Origin of the sequence: Frigidibacter sp. MR17.24 (assembly GCF_037095655.1) — a bacterium.
Lineage (GTDB): Bacteria > Pseudomonadota > Alphaproteobacteria > Rhodobacterales > Rhodobacteraceae > Frigidibacter.
This window is the reverse complement of the sequence record NZ_JBAWKE010000002.1, coordinates 34,645-50,176: the sequence shown is the minus strand read 5'-3', so window position 1 is coordinate 50,176 and position 15,532 is coordinate 34,645. Positions and strand designations below refer to the sequence as shown.

12 protein-coding genes are annotated in these 15,532 nt (G+C 72.8%); 6 read left to right on the top strand and 6 right to left on the bottom strand.

Features of this window, described 5'->3' with window-relative positions; all coding sequences use genetic code 11:
- Positions 1–46: 46 nt before the first annotated feature.
- On the bottom strand, positions 47–2,341 hold the full coding sequence (locus V8J39_RS07435) for an NADP-dependent malic enzyme (protein WP_336460261.1): 2,295 nt from the start codon (positions 2,339–2,341) through the stop codon (positions 47–49).
- Between the two features lie 321 nt (positions 2,342–2,662).
- On the opposite strand from V8J39_RS07435, the gene V8J39_RS07430 reads away from it, so the two are divergent.
- The 6 genes from V8J39_RS07430 (at position 2,663) to V8J39_RS07405 (ending at position 8,439) form a co-directional block, all read left to right on the top strand.
- A complete protein-coding gene (locus tag V8J39_RS07430; RefSeq protein WP_336460260.1) occupies positions 2,663–3,058 on the top strand; it encodes a cytidine deaminase in 396 nt (131 codons plus the stop codon).
- Between the two features lie 13 nt (positions 3,059–3,071).
- The gene (locus tag V8J39_RS07425) at positions 3,072–4,379 is read left to right on the top strand and encodes a thymidine phosphorylase (RefSeq protein ID WP_336461173.1); all 1,308 of its coding nucleotides are present in this window, start codon (positions 3,072–3,074) and stop codon (positions 4,377–4,379) included.
- The gene (locus V8J39_RS07420) at positions 4,379–5,590 is read left to right on the top strand and encodes a phosphopentomutase (RefSeq protein ID WP_336460259.1); all 1,212 of its coding nucleotides are present in this window, start codon (positions 4,379–4,381) and stop codon (positions 5,588–5,590) included. Before V8J39_RS07425 ends, V8J39_RS07420 begins: the two co-directional genes overlap by 1 nt.
- A complete protein-coding gene (locus V8J39_RS07415; protein ID WP_336460258.1) occupies positions 5,587–6,564 on the top strand; it encodes an adenosine deaminase in 978 nt (325 codons plus the stop codon). Before V8J39_RS07420 ends, V8J39_RS07415 begins: the two co-directional genes overlap by 4 nt.
- Positions 6,565–6,628: 64 nt before the next feature.
- Positions 6,629–7,261 carry a uracil phosphoribosyltransferase gene (gene upp / locus V8J39_RS07410; RefSeq protein WP_336460257.1) on the top strand — a complete coding sequence of 211 codons (633 nt, stop codon included), beginning with the start codon at positions 6,629–6,631 and terminating at the stop codon, positions 7,259–7,261.
- 71 nt (positions 7,262–7,332) lie between these two features.
- A complete protein-coding gene (locus tag V8J39_RS07405; protein ID WP_336460256.1) occupies positions 7,333–8,439 on the top strand; it encodes an SPOR domain-containing protein in 1,107 nt (368 codons plus the stop codon).
- 102 nt (positions 8,440–8,541) lie between these two features.
- Here the strand turns inward: V8J39_RS07405 and V8J39_RS07400 are convergent, their stop codons facing one another.
- The 5 genes from V8J39_RS07400 to V8J39_RS07380 form a co-directional block, all read right to left on the bottom strand.
- Entirely contained in the window at positions 8,542–9,561 is a 1,020-nt protein-coding gene (locus V8J39_RS07400) for a hypothetical protein (protein WP_336460255.1), read from the bottom strand.
- Between the two features lie 114 nt (positions 9,562–9,675).
- Positions 9,676–11,316 (bottom strand): AMP-binding protein, encoded by a 1,641-nt coding sequence (locus V8J39_RS07395; RefSeq protein ID WP_336460254.1) that lies wholly within the window; start codon positions 11,314–11,316, stop codon positions 9,676–9,678.
- A 259-nt stretch (positions 11,317–11,575) separates the two neighbouring features.
- Positions 11,576–13,750, bottom strand: a complete 2,175-nt coding sequence (locus V8J39_RS07390) for an FAD-dependent oxidoreductase (RefSeq protein ID WP_336460253.1) — start codon at positions 13,748–13,750, stop codon at positions 11,576–11,578.
- A gap of 91 nt (positions 13,751–13,841) precedes the next feature.
- Positions 13,842–14,315, bottom strand: coding sequence for a cupin domain-containing protein (locus tag V8J39_RS07385; protein ID WP_336460252.1), 474 nt, complete (start codon positions 14,313–14,315; stop codon positions 13,842–13,844).
- Complete coding sequence (locus V8J39_RS07380) at positions 14,315–15,526, bottom strand: acetyl-CoA C-acetyltransferase (protein ID WP_336460251.1); 1,212 nt, start codon at positions 15,524–15,526, stop codon at positions 14,315–14,317. Before V8J39_RS07380 ends, V8J39_RS07385 begins: the two co-directional genes overlap by 1 nt.
- Positions 15,527–15,532: the final 6 nt, after the last annotated feature.

Below are 15,532 nucleotides of genomic sequence, written 5' to 3'. Positions count from 1 at the left end.
CCCGTGCAAATGTTTTGCAGCGGGCGCCGGGGACGGGCGCGGCGGCTCAGCCGTAATGGGCGACCGGGGTGCCGGCGATCGCCGACATGTTCAAAAGGCCGCGCGCGGTGATCGACGGGGTGACGATGTGGGCCTTGTTGCCCATGCCCATCAGGATCGGCCCGACTTCCAGCCCACCCGCCTTCATCTTCAGGATGTTGCGCACGCCCGAGGCCGCGTCGCTGTTGGCGAAGACCAGCACGTTTGCCGGCCCCTGGAAGCGCGAGCCCGGGAAGATCCGGTCGCGCAGGCCCTGGTCCAGCGCCGCGTCGATATGCATCTCGCCCTCGTAGGCGAAATCGGCCTCGCGCGCGTCGAGGATCTCGAGCGCGGCGCGCATCCGCAGGCCCGACGAGATCTCGAGGTTGCCGAACTGCGAATGCGAGCAGAGCGCCACCTTGGGCGCCATGCCGAAGCGGCGCACGTGGCGCGCGGCGCCGATCGCGGTCTCGGCGATCTGCTCGGGCGTGGGCTCGGCGTGGATGTGGGTGTCGGCGATGAACAGCGGGCCGTCTTCCAGAATCATCATGCTCAGCGCGCCCACCGGGTGCAGCTTGTCGCGCGCGAGGATCTGGCGGACGTAGTTCAGGTGCCACAGGTACTGCCCGAAGGTGCCGCAGATCAGGCTGTCGGCCTCGCCGCGGTGGACCATCACCGCGCCGATGGCGGTGGTGTTGGTGCGCATGATCGCGCGCGCGCTGTCGGGCGTCACGCCCTGGCGCGCCAGCAGCGCATGGTAGGTCTCCCAATAGTCGCGGTAGCGCGCGTCGCTCTCGGGGTTGACGATGTCGAAGTCGCGGTCGGGCCGGATCGCGAGGCCGGCGCGCTCGGCGCGCATGGCGATGACGTCCGGGCGGCCGATCAGGATCGGCTTGTCGGTCGTCTCCTCGATCATCGCGTTGGCGGCGCGCAGCACGCGCTCGTCCTCGCCCTCGGCGAAGACGATGCGCCGCTCGGCCTGGGCCGAGGCCTCGAACACCGGGCGCATGAACAGCGCCGAGCGGAAGACCGAGCCGTCAAGCTTCTGCTTGTAGGCGGCGATGTCCTCGACCGGGCGCTCGGCGACGCCGGTCTCCATCGCGGCCTTGGCGACGGCGCTGGCGACGACGCCCATCAGGCGGGGGTCGAAGGGCTTCGGGATCAGATAGTCGGGGCCGAAGCTCAGCTTTTCGCCCGAATAGGCCGCCGCCGCCTCGGCCGAGGTCGTGGTGCGCGCGAGCGCCGCGATCCCCTCGATGCAGGCGATCTTCATCTCGTCGTTGATCGTGATCGCGCCGACGTCGAGCGCGCCGCGGAAGATGAAGGGGAAGCACAGCACGTTGTTGACCTGGTTCGGATAGTCCGACCGGCCGGTGCAGATGATCGCGTCGGGCGCGACCTCGCGCGCGAGATCGGGCTGGATCTCGGGCGTGGGGTTCGCGAGCGCGAAGATGATCGGCTGGCGCGACATCTTCGCGACCATCTCGGGCTTCAGCACGCCCGGGCCCGACAGGCCCAGGAACATGTCCGCGCCCTCGATCACCTCGGCGAGCGTCTTCGCCTCGGTCCCTTGCGCATACTCCGCCTTCTGCGGCGTCATGTCCTCGTTGCGGCCCTCGTGCACGAGGCCGTGCAGGTCGCACAGCCACACGTTCTCGCGCTTGACGCCCAGCTTGAGCAGCATGTTGAGGCAGGCGATGCCGGCGGCCCCGCCACCGGTCGAGACGATCTTGACGTCCTCGAAGCGCTTGCCCGCGATCCGCAGCGCGTTGGTCGCGGCGGCGCCGACGACGATGGCGGTGCCGTGCTGGTCGTCGTGGAAGACCGGGATGCGCATCTTCTGGCGGCACAGCTCCTCGACCACGAAGCAGTCGGGGGCCTTGATGTCCTCGAGGTTGATCGCCCCGAACGAGGGCTCGAGCGCGCAGACGATCTCGGCCAGCTTCACCGGGTCGGTCTCGGCGATCTCGATGTCGAAGCAGTCGATGTTGGCGAATTTCTTGAAGAGGACGGCCTTGCCCTCCATCACCGGCTTCGAGGCGAGCGGCCCGATGTTGCCCAGGCCCAGCACCGCGGTGCCGTTCGACACCACGGCCACAAGGTTCCCGCGGCTGGTATAGCGCGCGGCGGCGGTCGGGTCGGCCTTGATCTCGAGGCAGGCCTCGGCGACGCCGGGGCTGTAGGCAAGGCTCAGGTCGCGGCCATTGGCAAGCGGCTTGGTCGCGCGGACCTCGAGCTTTCCGGGCTTGGGGAACTCGTGATAGCGCAGCGCGTCCAGCCGGGCCTGCTCGGCCCGTGCCTCGGCCGTCAACTTCTCGTCCATCTCTGCCTCCATGCGGCTGCGGTCGCGGACGATAGTTTAATGGTCAACCATCTGCCCGCCGCTTGGCCCCGGATTACGCCCTTGAACCCCGTGGCGCAAGTGAAAGCCCCGTGTCCCGCGGCGGCCCGGCCGCGCACGGGCGGAAAGCTGCGCCTCCGGCGGGGATATTTGGACAAAGTCGAAACTGCCTTCGACTTTGCTCAAATATCCCGGGGGTGAGGGCCGCAGGCCCGAGGGGGCGGCGCCCCCTCCTTCGCCCCACCTTGCAACCCCCCGCGCCCCGGCGCAGACTCGGGCGTCAGCCACCCTCCGGAGGACCCCATGCTGAAGGACGCCGCCACCGCGGTCAGGGAGCGCGCCTATGCGCCCTATTCCAACTTCAAGGTCGGCGCGGCGCTGAGGACCGCCTCGGGCGCGGTCCATGTCGGCTGCAACGTCGAGAACGTCGCCTATCCCGAGGGCACCTGCGCCGAGGCCGGCGCCATCGCGGCGATGGTCGCGGCCGGCGAGACCGCCTTTGTCGAGGCCTTCGTCATCGCCGACAGCCCCAGCCCGGTGCCGCCCTGCGGCGGCTGCCGCCAGAAGCTTGCCGAATTCGCCGGGCCCGACGCGAAGGTGACGCTCGCCACCACCGCGGGCCAGCTGTTCGAGACCACGGTGGGGGCGCTGCTGCCGGGCTCGTTCGGCCGGGCGCACATGGAGCCCGCCGATGGCTGACGGCGCCCGCGGCATCGAGGCGCGCGGCGTCATCGGCCGGCTGCGCGACGGGCTGGGCCTGCGCGCCGACGAGGCGCAATGGTTCGCGCGCGGCCTGGCCTCGGGCGGGGTCACGGATGCGCAGGCCGGCGCCTTCGCGATGGCGGTCCGGCTGCGCGGGCTCGATGCGCCGGGGCGGGTGGCGCTGACGCGGGCGATGCGCGATTCCGGCGCGGTGCTGGACTGGGACCTGCCGGGGCCGGTCGTCGACAAGCATTCGACCGGCGGCATCGGCGATTCCGTGTCGCTGCTGCTGGCCCCCGCGCTCGCCGCCTGCGGCGCCTACGTGCCGATGATCTCGGGCCGCGGCCTCGGCCACACCGGCGGCACGCTCGACAAGCTCGAGGCGATCCCCGGCTATCGCTGCGATGTCGCCGCCGAGGAGCTGCAGCGCCTGGTGCGCGACTTCCGCTGCGCCATCGTCGGCGCCAGCGCCGAGATCGCGCCGGCCGACCGCCGCCTCTACGCGATCCGCGATGTCACCGGCACGGTCGAGAGCCTCGACCTGATCACCGCGTCGATCCTGTCGAAGAAGCTCGCCGCCGGGCTCGAGGCGCTGGTGCTGGACGTGAAGGTCGGCTCGGGCGCCTTCATGAAGACGATGGAGGACGGCATGGCGCTGGCGCGGGCGCTGGTCGAGACGGCGCAGGGCGCGGGCTGCATGACCGCGGCGCTGGTCACCGACATGAGCCAGCCGCTCGGGTCGGCGGCGGGCAACGCGCTCGAGCTGATCGAGGTGATGGAGACGCTGACCGGGGACGCGGTCAACCAGTCGCTCTTCGACCTCACGGCGGCGCTCGGGGGCGAGGCGCTGGCGCTGGCGGGGCTGGCCGCGGATGCCGACGAGGGGGCCGAGCGGATCGAGGACGCGATCGAGACCGGCCATGCCGCCGAGATCTTCGGCGAGATGGTCGCGGCGCTGGGCGGCCCGTCGGATTTCGTCGAGCGCTATCCCGACCGGCTGCCGGCGGCGCGCGTCGTGCGCGAGGTGCGGGCGGGGCGCGAGGGCTTCGTCACCTCGATCGACGGCGAGGCGCTGGGGCATGCGGTGGTGCGCCTTGGCGGCGGGCGCCTGCGCGAGGGCGACCGGATCAACCCCTCGGTGGGGCTGGCCGAGCTGGCGATGGTGGGCGAGCGCGTCTCGCCCGACCTGCCGCTGGCCTTCGTCCATGCCGCGTCCGAGGCCGAGGCCGAGCGCGCCGTGGCCGAGGTGCGCGCGGCCTACGGGCTTGGCGATGCCGCGCCCGAGGAGCCGCCGCTGATCCACGACCGGGTCGGCTGATGCCGCGCGCCTTCCTGATCGTGATGGACAGCGTCGGCTGCGGCGGCGCGCCCGATGCCGGGGCCTTCTTCAACGGCGCGGTGCCCGACACCGGCGCCAACACGCTGGCCCATATCGCCGCGGCCTGTGCCGCCGGGCGGGCCGAGGCGGGGCGCAGCGGGCCGCTCGCGCTGCCGGTGCTGGACGGGCTGGGGCTGTCGGCGGCGGTGCACGCGGCCTCGGGCGCGGCGATGCCGGGGCTTGGCGCCGCGCCGCGGGGCCTGTGGGGCGCGGCGACCGAGGTGTCGCCGGGCAAGGACACGCCGACCGGGCACTGGGAGCTGGCGGGCGTGCCGCTGCCCTGGGCCTGGACGGTGTTTCCCGAGACGGTACCGGCCTTTCCGCCCGATCTGTCGGCCGCCATCGCCGCGCAGGCGGGCACCGACGGCATCCTTGGCGACTGCCACGCCTCGGGCACCGAGGTCATCGCCCGGCTGGGGGCCGAGCACCTGCGCACCGGCCGCCCGATCTGCTACACCTCGAGCGACAGCGTGCTGCAGATCGCCGCGCACGAGGAGGCCTTCGGGCTCGACCGGCTGCTGGCGCTTTGTGCCGCGATCGCGCCCCGCGTGCACGCGATGCGCGTCGGCCGGGTGATCGCGCGGCCCTTCACCGGCGCCGAGGGCGCCTTCGTGCGCACCGCGAACCGGCGCGACTACGCGCTGGACTGCCCCGGGGTGACGATCCTCGACCGGGCCGCCGCGGCGGGGCGGGCGACGCATGCTGTGGGCAAGATCGGCGACATCTTCTCGATGCGCGGGATCGACGCGCTGCACAAGGGTGGCTCGGACCTTGACCTTTCCGAACATCTGCTGCGGCTGGCCACCGAGGCCGAGCCCGGGTCTTTGACTTTTGCGAACTTTGTCGAGTTTGACAGCCTCTGGGGTCACCGCCGCGACATCGCCGGCTATGCCCGGGCGCTGGAATGGTTCGACACCATCGCGGGGCGGCTGATCGAGCGGCTTGGCCCGGGCGATCTCGTCCTGTTCACCGCCGATCACGGCAACGACCCCAGCTTTGCCGGCACCGACCACACGCGCGAGCGGGTGCCGGTGCTGGGCTGGGGCGCGGGTGCCCGGCCGATCGGCACCGTCGCCTTCACCGATGTCGCGGCAAGCCTCGCCGCGCATCTCGACCTGCCGCCGATGGGCGAGGGGAAAAGCTTCCTGTGACCGAGATCCCGAAACTCGAACTGCACCTGCATCTCGAGGGGGCGGCGCCGCCCGCCTTCATCCGTGGCCTCGCGGCCGAGAAGAAGATCGACATCTCGGGCATCTTCGACGAGCGCGGGGCCTATCGCTATCGCGATTTCGCCGAGTTCCTGAAGGTCTACGAGGCGGCGACCTCGGTGCTGACCACGCCCGCGGACTATGCCCGGCTGGTGCGGGCGGTGCTTGAGGAAAGCGCCGCAAGTGGCGTGATCTACACCGAAACCTTCCTGTCGCCCGATTTCTGCGGCGGCGGCGATCTTGGCGCCTGGCGCGACCATCTCGCGGCGATGCAGGAGGCGGCGGCGGCCGTCGAGGCGCAGGGCGGACCCATCCTGCGCGCCGTCGTCACCGCGATCCGCCACTTCGGCCCCGACCGCGCGAAGCCGGCCGCGATCTGCGCCGCCGAGACCGCGGGCGCCTTCGTCACCGGCTTCGGGCTGGCGGGGGCCGAGGACGTGCTGGCGCCGCAGGATTTCGCCTGGGGCTTCGACTGCGCGCGCGAGGCCGGGCTGGGCCTGACCTGCCACGCCGGCGAATGGGGCGGGCCGCAGTCGATCCGCGACGCGCTGACGCTGGGGGTCAGCCGCATCGGCCACGGCGTGCGCGCGATCGAGGATCTGGCGCTGGTGGACGAGCTGGCCGAGCGTGGCATCGTGCTCGAGGTCTGCCCGGGGTCGAACATCGCGCTGGGGATCTACCCGGGCTGGCGCCGCCACCCGATCGGGCAGCTGCACCACCGCGGCGTGAAGCTTACCGTCTCGACGGACGACCCGCCGTTCTTCCACACGACGATGGCGCGCGAATACGACCGGCTGGCCGAGGCCTTCGACTGGGACGAGGGGGTGTTTCGCAGCCTCAACCGCACCGCCGCCGAGGCGGCGTTCTGCGACCCGCAGACCCGCGCGGCGCTGATCAAACGCATCGGCGACGCCTGAGCGCTTTGCGCAGGCGCGCAAGCCGCGCTAGGGAAGGGGAAACATCCAAGCAGGGAGCTTTCCGATGCTCGAGCATCTGACCGTCGTCACCCACCCGCTGGTGCAGCACAAGCTGACGCTGATGCGCGACAAGGAGACCTCGACCGCGGGGTTCCGCCGCCTGCTGCGCGAGATCAGCCTGCTGCTCGCCTATGAGGTCACGCGCGGCCTGGAGATGACCACGACCGAGATCGAGACGCCGCTGCAGAAGATGCAGGCACCGGTGCTGGACGGCAAGAAGCTGGCGCTGATCTCGATCCTGCGGGCCGGCAACGGGCTGCTGGACGGGGTGCTGGAGCTGGTGCCGGCGGCGCGGGTCGGCTTCGTCGGCCTCTACCGCGACCCCGAGACGCTGCAGCCGGTGCAGTACTACTGCAAGGTCCCCGCAGAGTTGGAGGACCGGCTGACGATCCTGGTCGACCCGATGCTGGCCACCGGCAATTCCTCGGTCGCGGCGGTCGACCTGATGAAGGAGAAGGGCGCCAAGAACATCCGCTTCCTGTGCCTGCTGGCCGCGCCCGAGGGCGTGGCGCGGATGCGCGAGGCCCATCCCGACGTCCCGATCGTCACCGCGGCTGTGGATGAATGCCTGAATGACCATGGATATATTGTGCCCGGCCTAGGGGATGCGGGTGACCGGATGTTCGGCACCAAATAAGGTGCGATAATCCTTTACTCGGGCCGCTGATTCCCGGCATGATCCTTGCAATCTACCCGGGGGGGCAGGTTTTGACGTTCACGAGAACCATCGCTTCGGCACTGGCGCTGCTGGTGGCCACAGGGGTCGCGCTGCCACCCGGCGCGGGCCTTGCGGCCCCGGCCGAGACGCCGCCGCCGGGCTTTGCGGGCAACCGCTTCGTCGACAGCGCCGGCTGCGCCTTTCAGCGCGCCACGGTGGCGGGGAAGGTGACCTGGGCGCCGGTGATGGGCCTGGACCGGCAGCCGCTGTGCGCGCGGCCGCTGGTGCAGGCCGAAGTGCCGCCGGTCGTCGCCGCGCCCGCCGCCCCGGTCGCGGTGGTGGTGGCCGGGTCGCAGGCCGCGCCCGAACCCGTGGTCATGATGCCCGAGGCCGGGCCTGCTGCTGCCCCCGTTCCCGCGCCTGCTCCGGTGGCGGTCGTGGCGCCGGTGGCGGTGACGGCGGCGCCCGCCCGGGTCCGCCGGGCCAAACCCGTGGCGGCCCATGCGACGGCGGTGCCGCCGGCCGATGCGACCTCGCCCGCGCGGCGCGACGCGCTGGGGCGGGTGGTCTGCCCGCGGGGCCAGCCGGTGCTGCGCGAGGTGACGCTGCGCGACGGCAACACCCAGCTGCGCTGCGCGGCCCTGCCGAGCGCCTACCAGCAGGGGGTGCGCGGCTCGCAGCCGATGATCGTGCCGCCGGGCTACAAGCCGGCCTGGAGCGACGGGCGGCTGAACCCGCTGCGCGGTCGCGGCACCGAGGCCGGGGCGCGGGCGATGGGCCGGGTCTGGACCGACGACGTGCCGATGCGGGGCAAGCCGCAGCCGAGCGCGCCGCCGCCGCTGCTGTACGTGGTCGAGCCGCGGGCGCGGGTCTCGGTCAAGGGACAGGCCAGGGCGCCGATCTCGGAACCGGTCGCGGCTGCGGGCGGGGCGGTCCGCGGGCGCTTCGTCCAGGTCGGCACCTTCGCCGTCGGCAGCAATGCCGACCGCGCCGCGGACCGGATCGCCGCGGCGGGCCTGCCGGTGGCGCGGGCCGAGGGCCGGCTGAACGGCCGGCCGGTGCAGGTGGTGCTGGCCGGGCCGCTGGCACCGGGGCAGGCCGGCGCGGCGCTGGGCGCGCTGCGGGCAAGGGGATATCGCGACGCCTTCGTCAGGTAGGCGCCGACAAGGGGTTAACCGGGGGAAACATCGGGCAGTGAAGGGCCCCGCTTCCGCAAGGAGGCGGGGCCGACCCTTTCCGGGGGCCGTGCCGCGGCCGCGTCAGTCGCAGATCTGCTGGAGCGAGACCCAGTCGCTGTCGGTCAGCACCGGCTCCCACAGGCCGACGGCGCCGGGGTCGGTCTCGATCAGCGGCAGCACCGACTCGCCGGTCGCGTCGATGGTGCGGGCATAGGGGCCCGAGACGACCTTGAGCACGTTGAACCGGGTGGCGAGCGCCTCGGGGTCGACCGGGACCGGCGGCTCGGTCAGCAGGTGCTCGGTATAGCCCGTGGTGGCCGAGACCGGCAGCTCGCCCGTGGTCAGCAGCTTGAACGTCGGGCCGAGGCCCGCCCAGTCGAGCGCGGCGCGCACCGGGTCGTCGGCCTCGGCGCGCAGCCTTTCGGCCAGGATGTAGCCGGCCAGCACCTCGGGCGTCTCGTAGCGGTCTAGAAGCCGGCGCGAGACGACGACGGTGCGCCCCGGCAGGTGCAGCGCGCCCGAGACGCCGTCGCGCACCACCAGGATGTGCAGCGGCTCGCCCGGCAGGCCCAGCCGTTGCCCCAGGCGCGTCAGCGCGGCAGTGCCCTGCGGCGTCGCGCAGGGGCTGCCGGTCAGCCGCGACAGGTCGGCGACGAGATCCTCGCCGATCTCCTCGCGGGTCGAGAAGGGCAGCACCTGCGCGGTGTGGCGGACCATGGCGCCGGGCAGCCAGAACACCGCGAGCCCCGCCACCAGCGCCGCGCCCGCCGCCATCAGCGTGCCGCGCAGCCGCCCGGGATGCGGGCGGCGCGCCAGGATCAGGCTGCGCACCTTGTCGAGCGCGGCGACCATCGCGGTCTCGTCGATCTCGAGCGTCTCGTCCTCGCCCTCGCCGGGGGCGTAGAGCGCCGGGATCTCGCCGGGGTTCACCCGCCGGATCGCGGGCAGCGACCAATGCGCCAGCGGCCGGCCCGAGCGGTCGTCGGTGATCACCAGCGTGGCGTCGCCAAGCGCGACGACGACCGGGCGGCGCTGGTCCCCGCTGCGCTCGCGCCACAGCGCGGGGCATTCGAGACGCTGGTATTCTGCAAGGGCCGTCATCGGCGGCGGGGCTCTCCTGGCGCGGCGCCGCGGGCCGGCACGTTTCGGCCGACGATAACGGGGGCGGGGGGGCAGGGCAATCGGCCCGGCCCGGCGAAGGCGTCATTTGCCGGCCTATTTCACCGGTTGGTCCATCAGTTTCGCCACCGCGCGCAGTTCGAACTTCTGGATCTTGCCGGTCGATGTCTTGGGCAGCTCGCAGAACACCACCCGCTTCGGGGTCTTGAACCCCGCCAGCCGGGCGCGGGCGAAGGCGATCAGCTCGTCCTCGGTCGCGGTCGCGCCGGGCTTCAGCTCGACGAAGGCGCAGGGCACCTCGCCCCAGCGCTCGTCGGGCTTGGCCACGACCGCGGCGAGGTTGACCGCCGGGTGGTGGCACAGCGCGCCCTCGACCTCGACCGAGCTGACGTTCTCGCCGCCCGAGATGATGATGTCCTTGGCGCGGTCGGTGATCTTGACGTAGCCGTCCTCGTGGCGGAAGGCGATGTCGCCGGTCATGAAATAGCCGTTGCGGAACGCCTCGGCCGTGGCCTCGGGGTTGCGGTAGTAGCCCTTCATCACCCCGTTGCCGCGGATCCCGATCTCGCCCAGGTGGCGGCCGTCGCGGGGCACCTCGGCGCCGGTCTCGTCCAGCACCGCGACCTTCTCGATCAGCGCCATGGCGACGCCGGTGCGGGCCTTGAGCGCGGCGCGCGCTTCGCCGGTGATCCCGTCCCACTCCGGCGGCCAGAGGCATTCCGTCGCGGGCCCGTAGACCTCGGTCAGGCCGTAGACCTGGGTCACGTTGAAGCCCAGCGGCTCGATCGCGGCGAGGGTCGCGGCGGGGGGCGGGGCGCCGGCGGTGAAGACTTCGACCACGTGGTCGAAGCGGCGCCGGTCGCCCTCGGGCGCGTTGATCAGCGCGTTCAGCACGATCGGGGCGCCGCCGAAATGGGTGACGCCGTGATCGGCGATCGCGTCGTAGATCGCGCGGGCGGTCACGTCGCGGCAGCACACCACGGTGCCGCCGAAGGCCGGGATCATCCAGGGATGGGTCCAGCCGTTGCAGTGAAACAGCGGCACGATGGTCAGGTAGACCGGGTACAGCTGCATCCGCCAGCCGATCGCGTTCTGCAGCCCCGCGAGATAGGCGCCGCGGTGGTGGATCACCACGCCCTTCGGCCGCCCCGTCGTGCCCGAGGTATAAGACAGCCCGATGCTTTCCCATTCGTCTTCGGGCATCTGCCAGGGCGCGTCGGGATCGCCCTCGGCCAGCAGCGCCTCGTAGTCGAGATGCCGGCCCGAGGCGGGCAGGCCCGCGACCGGGTCCGCGACCTCGACGATCTTCGGGCCCGGGCCGGGCATCGCCCTGATAGCGGCCTCGGCCAGGGGCAGGGCGCCCGCGTCGACCAGCAGGATCCGCGCGCCAGCATGGCCGAGGATCCAGGCCACGGTGTCGCTGTCGAGCCGGGTGTTGATCGTGTTCAGCACCGCGCCGCAGGCGGGCACGCCGAAATGCGCCTCGCACTGGGCGGGCAGGTTGGGGATCAGCGTGGCCACCACGTCGCCGGGGCGGATGCCATGCGCCGCCAGCGCCGAGGCGAGGCGCGAGACGCGGGCGTGGTAGTCGGCATAGCTCCAGCGCCGGTCGCCGTAGACCAGCGCGGTGCGGGTCGCGTGGATGTCGGCGGCACGGGCCAGGTGGCTGAGCGGCGTCAGCGGCACGTGGTTTGCGGCGCATTTGCCCAGGCCCGTCTCGTCGGAAAGCCAGCCCATCGCATCCCTCCTGCGCCTCTGCGACCCCGCGCGCGGGGTGATCCCTGGGCGGGAATCTGGCGCGCCGGGCGGGCGGGGGAAAGGGATGGCCTGCGGCGTGACGGGACGTCACCGGCGGCCGGGGGGCGCAAGGAGACACCGGGGGGCACCGGGGGGCATCCGGGGGGCGCCGGGGGGCATTAGGCGGCGCCAAGGGGGCGCTGCCCCCTCGGGCTTCGCCCTCACCCCCGGGATATTTCGGCAAAGTCGAGGGGCAGGGTCAGGCGGCGCGGAACAGGCCGGCGGCGGCGGCGCGGCGCAGAAGCCCCTCGGGCGGGGCGAAGCGGGGGCCGTGGCGGGCGGCGAGATCCTCGGCGGCGGCGCGGGCGGCGGGGGCGCCGATGCGGTCGAGCCAGCTGAACGGGCCGCCGGACCAGGGCGCGAAGCCCCAGCCGAGGATGGCACCGACATCGCCCTCGCGCGGGTCGGTGAGCACGCCCTCGTCCAGCGCGCGCACGGCCTCGAGCGCCTGGATGTAGAGCAGGCGGGACTGGACCTCGGGCAGGGCGGGCTGGTCGGGGCGGGGCGGATGCGCCGTGGCGAGGCCGGGCCAGAGCCCGAGGCGCTTGCCGCCGTCATAGTCGTAGAAGCCCGCGCCGGCCTTGCGGCCAAGGCGGCCGGCCTCGACCATCGGAAAGATCACCGCGTCGACCGGCGCGTCGGGATAGGCCGGTCCCATCGCCGCGCGGGTGGCGGCGGCGATGCGGGTGCCGAGGTCGAGCGAGACCTCGTCGATCAGTTGCAGCGGGCCGACCGGCATCCCGGCGAGGCGGGCGGCGTTTTCGACCAGCGCCGGGGCCACGCCCTCGGCCAGCATGCGGATGCCTTCGTTCAGGTAGGGGATGATGCAGCGGTTGGCGTAGAAGAACCGCGCGTCGTTGACCACGATCGGGGTCTTGCGGATCTGGCGCACGAAATCCAGCGCGCGGGCGACGGCGGCATCGCCGGTGTCGCGGCCGCGGATGATCTCGACCAGCGCCATCTTCTCGACCGGCGAGAAGAAGTGGATGCCGAGGAAGCGCGCGGGGTCGGGGAAGGCGCGAGCCAGCCCGGAGACCGGCAGGGTCGAGGTGTTGGTGGCGAGATGCGCGCCCGCGGGCAGGACGGCGGCGATGCGGGCAGTGACCTCGGCCTTGACGGCGGGGTCCTCGAACACCGCCTCGATCACCAGGTCGCAGTCCGCCAGCGCGGCGGGATCGGTCGCGGGGGCGATGCGGGCGAGGATCGCGTCGCGCTCGGCGGGCGTGAGCTTGCCGCGCGCCACGTCGCGGGCGAGCGCGGTCTCGGCATGGGCGCGGCCCTTGTCGGCGGCGGCGCCGTCGCGGTCGAGCAGCGTGACCTCGATCCCGGCGCGGGCGGCGACATGGGCGATGCCCGCGCCCATCATCCCCGCGCCGACGACGCCCAGCCGCGCGACCGGCAGCGGCGGCGCCTCGGGCCGGTTCGCGCCCTTCTCGAGCGCGCCCTTGTCGATGAACAGGCTGCGGATCATCGCGCCCGCGGTCGGGTCGATCAGCACCGAGGTGAACTGGCGCGCCTCGATCCTCAGCGCGGTGTCGAAGGGCACCAGCGCCCCTTCGTAGATCGCGGCCAGCATCGCCTCGGCCGCCGGATAGCGCCCGGCGGTGCGGCCCTGCACCATCGCCGCGGCGCCGGTGAAGGTCATGAAGCCCTGCGCGCTGTAGGGGGCGCCGCCGGGATATCTGAAGCCCTTGCGGTCCCAGGGCTTGACCAGGTCGTCCTGCGAGGCCGACAGGATCCAGTCGCGGGCGCGGGCGAGAAGGTCGTCGGGGGCGGCGACCTCGTCGATCAGGCCCATCGCCCTGGCGGCCTTCGGGTCGCTCAGCCGGCCCTCGAGCAGCACCGGCGCCGCGGCCATCGGGCCGAGCTTGCGCGCGAGCCGCGTGGTGCCGCCGGCGCCGGGGAACAGGCCGACCTTGATCTCGGGCAGGCCGATCTTCGCCCCCGGGCGGTCGGCGGCGATGATGCGGTGGCAGGCGAGCGGCAGCTCCAGCCCGAGGCCGAGCCCGGTGCCGGGCAGCGCGGCGACGATCGGCTTGCCGCCCTTCAGCGTCTTCGGGTCCATCCCCGCCCGCTCGATCCGGCGCAGCAGGCCATGCACGCGCATCAGCCCCTCGAACAGGCCGCGCGCCGGGTCGTCGCCGGCCTCGGCCCGCATCCGCGCCAGCGCCGACAGGTCCATGCCGCCGGCGAAATCGGCCTTGCCCGAGGTCAGGATCAAACCGCGCACCGTCGTGTCGCCAAGCGCGCGGTCGATCAGCGCGTCAAGCTCGGCCAGCCCCTCGAAGGTCATCACGTTCATCGAGCGGCCGGGAACGTCCCAGGTGATGGTGGCGATGCCGTCCTCGGCGAGGGTCCAGTGAAAGTCGGGCATCAGATCCTCCGAAACGCTGGTATCGTCGTGTTTGTGCAAGTCCCGGGCGCCAACTGCCGTGCGGCACCCGCCGGAAGGTTCGAAATCCTGCCTAGGGCGCCGGGTCCCAGGGCGTGCCGTCGCGGTGGTGATAGCGGTTCTCGCCGTCCGCGTTGATCATCAGCAGGTCGTCGTCGGGATAGTGCACGACCTCGCCCGCGATCGCGCTGCCGACCACGAGCACGCTCGCGGGCAGCGGGCCGCGGTTGTGCAGGTGGTGGCCGTCGGCGCGGCCGGCGGGGAAGGCCACGCAATCGCCGGGGCCAAGGGTCTCTTCGCCGTCCTCGGTGATCATCACCAGCGTGCCCTCGGTCACCCAGAGGAACTCGTCCTCGCGCTCGTGCCAGTGCCGGACCGAGGAGAGCGCGCCGGGCTCGAGCCGGATCAGGTTGACGCCGAACTGCGTGAGCCCGCCCGCCGCACCGAGGCGCAGCGACGAGCGGCCGGCGACGCGGTCGCGGAACGGTGCCGGATAGCCCGAGCCGGTGCGGCGGGGCAGGGCGGAGAGATCGAGCCTGCGCGCCATCAGAGCCGCTCCACCACCATCGCCACGCCCATGCCCGAGGCGACGCAGAGCGTCACGAGCCCGGTGCCGAGGCCGCGGGCCTCGAGTTCGTCGACCAGCGTGCCCAGAAGCATCGCCCCGGTCGCCCCCAGCGGATGGCCGAGCGCGATCGCGCCGCCGTTGACGTTGACGCGGTCGGGGGCGACGTCGAAGGCCTGCAGGAAGCGCAGGACCACCGCCGAGAACGCCTCGTTCACCTCGAAAAGGTCGATGTCGGCGATGTCCATGCCCGCCGCCGCCAGCACCTTGCGTGTCGCGGGCACGGGGCCGGTGAGCATGATCGTGGGTTCGGTCCCGACCCGGGCGGCGGCGCGGATCCGGGCGCGGGGCGTCAGCCCGCGGGCGGCCCCGAAGCCGGGCGAGCCGACCAGCACCGCCGCGGCGCCGTCGACGATGCCCGAGGAATTGCCGGCATGGTGGACATGCTCGATCCGTTCCAGATGCGGGTAGCGCATCAGCGCGACCTTGTCGAAGCCGGGCATCACCTCGCCCATCTCGCGGAAGGCGGGCTTGAGCGCGCCGAGCGCCTGCATGTCGGTGCCCGGCCGCAGGGCCTCGTCCTGCGCGAGGATCGGCAGGCCGTTGCGGTCGCGCACCGTGACCAGCCCGCGGTCGAACCGCCCCGCGGCCTGCGCCGCGGCGGCCCGGGCCTGGCTTTCGACGGCGAGCGCGTCGCAGTCGGTGCGGGAAAAGCCGAACTCGGTCGCGATCAGGTCGGCCGAGATCCCCTGCGGCACGAAGCCCGCCTTCATCGCCAGCCGCGGGTCGACCGCGATCGCGGCCCCGTCCGAGGCCATGGGCACGCGGCTCATCATCTCGACCCCGCCGGCGATGTAGGCCTCGCCGCAGCCGGCGCGGACCTGGTTCGCGGCCAGCATCACCGCCTCGAGCCCCGAAGCGCAGAAGCGGTTGACCGACAGCCCCGGGATGCCCTGGTCGAGCCCCGACATCAGCACGGCCGAGCGCGCGAGGCAGCCGCCCTGTTCGCCGACCTGGGTCGCGTTGCCCCAGATCACGTCCTCGATCACCGGGCCCGACAGCCCGTTGCGGTCGGCGACCGCGTCGAGCATCTGCGCCGAGAGCGCGACCGAGGTGACTTCGTGCAGCGCCCCGTCGGGGCGGCCGCGGCCGCGCGGGCTGCGCAGGGCGTCGTAGATCAGGGCGTCGGTCATGAAGCC

Coding starts and splice junctions, on each gene's coding strand:
- V8J39_RS07395 (WP_336460254.1), bottom strand. CDS start 11,316: ATGGGCTGGCTTTCCGACGAGACGGGCCTGGGCAAATGCGCCGCAAAC.
- V8J39_RS07380 (WP_336460251.1), bottom strand. CDS start 15,526: ATGACCGACGCCCTGATCTACGACGCCCTGCGCAGCCCGCGCGGCCGC.
- V8J39_RS07400 (WP_336460255.1), bottom strand. CDS start 9,561: ATGACGGCCCTTGCAGAATACCAGCGTCTCGAATGCCCCGCGCTGTGG.
- V8J39_RS07430 (WP_336460260.1), top strand. CDS start 2,663: ATGCTGAAGGACGCCGCCACCGCGGTCAGGGAGCGCGCCTATGCGCCC.
- V8J39_RS07420 (WP_336460259.1), top strand. CDS start 4,379: ATGCCGCGCGCCTTCCTGATCGTGATGGACAGCGTCGGCTGCGGCGGC.
- V8J39_RS07390 (WP_336460253.1), bottom strand. CDS start 13,750: ATGCCCGACTTTCACTGGACCCTCGCCGAGGACGGCATCGCCACCATC.
- upp (WP_336460257.1), top strand. CDS start 6,629: ATGCTCGAGCATCTGACCGTCGTCACCCACCCGCTGGTGCAGCACAAG.
- V8J39_RS07385 (WP_336460252.1), bottom strand. CDS start 14,315: ATGGCGCGCAGGCTCGATCTCTCCGCCCTGCCCCGCCGCACCGGCTCG.
- V8J39_RS07435 (WP_336460261.1), bottom strand. CDS start 2,341: ATGGACGAGAAGTTGACGGCCGAGGCACGGGCCGAGCAGGCCCGGCTG.